Origin of the sequence: Brevundimonas sp., assembly GCF_036399195.1 — a bacterium.
Classification (GTDB): Bacteria; Pseudomonadota; Alphaproteobacteria; order Caulobacterales; family Caulobacteraceae; genus Brevundimonas.
In genome coordinates, this window is record NZ_DASWNO010000250.1 from 1 (window position 1) to 4574 (window position 4574).

The 4574-nt window shown below is 68.4% G+C and carries 3 protein-coding genes and 1 pseudogene; 1 reads left to right on the plus strand and 3 read right to left on the minus strand.

Features of this window, described 5'->3' with window-relative positions; translation table 11 throughout:
- Positions 1 to 782, minus strand: a pseudogene (locus VGB60_RS11030) (RNA methyltransferase); the annotation flags it as partial.
- Between the two features lie 155 nt (positions 783 to 937).
- Between VGB60_RS11030 and VGB60_RS11035 the strand changes: the two are divergent.
- The gene (locus tag VGB60_RS11035) at positions 938 to 1576 is read left to right on the plus strand and encodes a hypothetical protein (RefSeq protein ID WP_331038307.1); all 639 of its coding nucleotides are present in this window, start codon (positions 938 to 940) and stop codon (positions 1574 to 1576) included.
- Between the two features lie 149 nt (positions 1577 to 1725).
- Here VGB60_RS11035 and VGB60_RS11040 read toward each other — a convergent pair whose 3' ends face one another.
- Positions 1726 to 2466, minus strand: coding sequence for a TlyA family RNA methyltransferase (locus tag VGB60_RS11040; RefSeq protein ID WP_331038308.1), 741 nt, complete (start codon positions 2464 to 2466; stop codon positions 1726 to 1728).
- Positions 2463 to 4574 (minus strand): valine--tRNA ligase (locus VGB60_RS11045; RefSeq protein WP_331038309.1); only part of this gene is annotated, 2112 nt, incomplete at its 5' end. The genes VGB60_RS11045 and VGB60_RS11040, both read right to left, overlap by 4 nt.

A 4574-nucleotide genomic window follows, 5' to 3' on the forward strand; every position in this document is an offset into this window, starting at 1 on the left:
ACCATGGCGGCCTCGGCCTGAGCCGCCGCCTGCAGGAAACCGCCGGGCGGCAGGGGAACGGTCGCAGGGCCGAACGTCACGGTCGGCTGCCGCTCCATCATCAGGACTTCACCGGCGAGGCTGAGCCGCGCCAAGCCCGCCTCGGCCGCCACATGGACCGCCCGCAGCTGGGCGTCGCGGGACAGGCCGCCCGAGCGCCGCTCGACACCGGTGACGTCCACATCAAGCCCCACCGGCGTCCAGGTCACATGCAGGGTCGGTGCCGACTTTGGATGCTCCAGAAACGAGTCCGCCAGGCGCCGGAGCATCGGGAACGACGCCTCCAGCCGCGGATCGGCCACCGGGCAGTGCGTCACCGCCACCAGACGCCAGCTCTTCCGCGCCTTGAAGCCGAGCACCACCCCGCCGTCGTCTGCGCGCCGGGCATGCAGCGCCAGGCGCCGCCTCGCTCCGGGCGGAACCGCGACCGTCGGCTCGATCTCCGTCTCGATCCCCTCGCGCGTGAGGGCCAGACCAACCTGCTCGCGTTTCCACGCAAGATACGGCGCCTGAGCCCAGTGCTGCAGCGAACAGCCGCCGCAGTCGCCGTAATGCGGCGACGCCGGCGCCACCCTGTCGGGGCTGGGCGTCAACACCCGGACAGACTCCAGACGACCGTCTCGGACCTCTCCTGTCACGATCTCGCCCGGCAGGGTCAGGGGCGCGAAGACGGGGCCCTCAGGTGTGTCCGCCACCCCGTCGCCCTGCCCGCCTACCCGCGAGATCGTCAGCGTATGCGTCATGGGGTCTTCCTAGAGGCTCGGGCGCCCTCGCGAAACCTGAACGAACATGAACGCACCGCTCAAAAGCCGTTCAGCTTGGCGGCCGTATTTACCAATGCAACAGAGAGGGACGGTCAGCCGTTCGGTCCTCATCTCTGATAACAAGGATCGACATCATGTTCGCCCGCCTCACCAGGACCACGGCCGCCGCGGCGGCTCTCGCAGCCGCCGGCGCTCTGGCGCTTCCCTCGGGCGCCTCCGCCCAGACCTACAGCTACCAGGGGCAGCCCAGCTACGGTTACGGACAGCGGTACGACTACGACCGCTACCCGGAGCATTGCCAGTATGATCGCGGCTCGCGTCAGGGCGGCGGCGCTGTCATCGGCGGCACGCTCGGCGCCATCGCCGGTTCGCAACTGGCGGCTCGAGGTCGTCGCACCGAGGGCAGCATCCTGGGCGGCGTACTCGGCGCCGCGATCGGCGCCGGCGTCGGCGGCGATTCGGCCTGCGCCCGCGGCTCCACCGCCTACGACTACCGGTACGATCAGTCCCGCTACGGCGACGACTACCGCTACCGTTCGGACAACCGCGGCTACGACTACGACCGCGGTTACGATGACCGGCGCTACGACAACGACCAGCGCTACGACTACGACCGTTACAACAGCAGCGGCCGGACGTACGACCGCTACGACCGCTCCTACTCGTCGTCCTACGGTCATTCGTCGAGCTGCCGCACCGTCGAGGTCCGCAGCCGCGATCACTACGGTCGCGTCGTGACACGCTACGAGCAGTCCTGCCCGGACCGCTACTGACAGAATTGCGTCACCGGTTTTTTTTCAGCCCCCCTGTCGACCGGTGGCGTGACGGGAGCCGTCGGTGGAGAAATCCACCGGCGGCTTTTCCCTTTTCAGGGCGCTCACGCTCGCGAGATGGTCGCCTTCTGCTGGAGCGCGAAGCGGATCTAACCCCTGCCGGCCGACCGGGCCCAGAGCAGGAATTCCACGTTGCCGTCGCCGCCCGTGATCGGGCTCACGGCGGTCTCGCAGACGGACCAACCCTGCTCCTCCAGCCACGATGACACTGACGCCAGCGCGGCCTGACGGGCGGCTGGGTCCTTGACGACACCCTTCTTGCCGCCGCCCGGCCTCGCTGCCTCGAACTGCGGCTTGACCAGGGTGACGAGGTCCGCCTCGGGAGCCGCGAGACCGAGCGCCGCCGGCAGCACCTTCGCCAACCCGATGAAGCTGGCGTCGCAGACGATGAGCTCCGGCGCTACGGGGATCCGCGTCCGGTCGAGATCGCGGGCGTCGGTCTTCTCGAGGACGACGACACGGGCGTCGCGGGCGATTCGCGGGTGCATTTGACCGGAGCCTACGTCCACGGCGAATACCTTGGCGGCGCCTCTCGACAGGCACACCTCCGTGAAGCCGCCTGTGGAGGCGCCGATATCCAGAACCGTTCGTCCCTCGACCGCGACCGGCCACAGCGTCAGGGCGTGGTCCAGCTTCAGCGCGCCGCGTCCGACCCAGCCGTGCGCCGCCGCGTAGGTGATGACCGCGTCCTGTGGCGCCGTCTCCGAGGGCGCTCGGGCTGGCAGTCCGTCAACCGTCACGCCGCCAGCCTCGATCGCCGCCTTCGCCCGCGACCGGCTTTCCGCCAGTCCGCGCGCCACCAGCAGCTGGTCGAGGCGGACCTTCTTCACCCCACCGCGTCCAGACGCGCCAACGCCGCCTGAAGCTTGGCCTTGCCGGCTTCGGCCTCAGCGAGTTTCTGGCGCTGTTCGTCCACCACCTCCGGCGCGGCCCGGTCGACAAAGCTCGGGTTGCCGAGCTTCTTGTTGACGTGGCCGATGTCGCTGTCGAAGACGGCGATTTCCTTGGAAAGACGGGTCCGCTCGGCCGCGACATCGATGACGCCCGCCAGAGACAGGGCCGCCGTGGCGCCGCCGGAGACGAACGTGACCGCGTCAGCCGGAGCCGAGTCGACGGTCTCCAGGTCACCGGCCCGGCCCAACGTCAGGATCAGGTCGCGGTGTCGCGTCATGCGCTCGGACGTGATGACGTCGGGCGCCACGAACGCCAGAGGCGGCTTGGCCGACGGCGGCACGTTCATCTCGGCCCGCAGCTGGCGGATCTCGGTGACCAGATCGACAAGCCAGCCGATTTCAGCCTCGGCGGCGGGATCAACGAAGGCGTCGGGCAGGTCGGGCCAGGCGGCGCCGATCAGGGTCGCCTCTGCCCGGGCTGCGCCCTCCCCGGCCAGCTTGTCCCAAAGCTCTTCGGTGATGAAGGGCATGATCGGGTGCATCAGCTTGAGCGTCTGATCCAGCGTCCAGGCGGTCATGGCGCGGGTCTCGGCCCTCGCGGCCTCGTCGGCGCCCGTGAACACCGGCTTGGCCAGTTCGAGATACCAGTCGCAGAAGACGTTCCAGACGAACCGGTATAGCGCCGAGGCGGCGTCGTCGAAACGGCCGCCCTCGATGGCGGAGGACACCTGCCGCTCGGCCTTCGTCAGCTCGCCGCGGATCCAGCGGTTGATGGTCTGCTGGACAGCGGCCGGGTCGAAGCCCTCGATGCGGCGGGCGTCGTTCATCTGCGAGAAGCGCGCGGCGTTCCACAGCTTGGTGCCAAAATTGCGATAACCCTCAATACGCTGCCGCGACAGCTTGATGTCGCGTGTGCCCGACAGGATGGCCATGGTGAAGCGCAGCGGGTCGGCCCCGAGCTCGTCGACGATGGTCAGGGGATCAATGACGTTGCCCTTCGACTTGCTCATCTTCTGGCCCTTCTCGTCGCGGACCAGGCCGTTGATGATCACGCGACGGAACGGAACCTCATCCATGAAGTGAAGGCCCATCATCATCATCCGGGCGACCCAGAAGAAGATGATGTCCGCGGCGGTGACGAGGTCGGACGTGGGATAGAAGCGCGCTAGGTCGTCCGTCTTCTCCGGCCAGCCCATGGTCGAGAACGGCCACAGCGCCGAGCTGAACCAGGTGTCGAGCACGTCCTCGTCCTGTGTCAGAGAAGTTTCCGCCCCATAGTGCCTCCGCGCGGTTGCGAGAGCCTCCGCCTCGCTCTCCTCGACGAAGATGGTCCCGTCCGGGCCGTACCACGCCGGGATGCGGTGCCCCCACCAGAGCTGGCGAGAGATGCACCACGGCTCGATGTTCCGCAGCCATTCGAAATAGATCTTCTCGTAGCTCTTCGGCTCGAAGACGGTGTCGCCCTGCTCGACGGCCTTGATCGCCGGCTGCGCGAGGGTGTGGGCGTCGACGTACCACTGGTCCGTCAGCCACGGCTCGATGACCACCCCGGAGCGGTCGCCGTGTGGGATGACGTGGCGAGTCTTCTCGATCTCCTTCAGCCAACCCTCGGCCTCGGCCCGGGCGACGATGGCCTTTCGGGCGGCGAAGCGGTCCATCCCCTCGTAGTCCGCCGGCACGTCAGCGGCGTCGGCGCCGGTGATGCGGCCGAAGCCGTCCATCACGTTCAGCGCCGCCAGCCCCGCCCGCTTGCCGACCTGGAAGTCGTTGAAGTCGTGGGCGGGCGTGATCTTCACCGCGCCCGAGCCCTTGGCCGGATCGGCGTAGGCGTCGGCGACGATGGGAATGCGGCGGCCGACGATCGGCAGGGTCACGAACTTGCCGACCAGCGCCTGATAGCGAGGATCTTCCGGGTGCACGGCCACGCCGGTGTCGCCCAGCATGGTCTCCGGCCGCGTGGTGGCGACGACGATATAGTCGCGGGTCTCGTATTCCGTCGGCTGGCCGTCGCCGTCGTAGGCGACCGGGTGCTCATAGGTGACGCC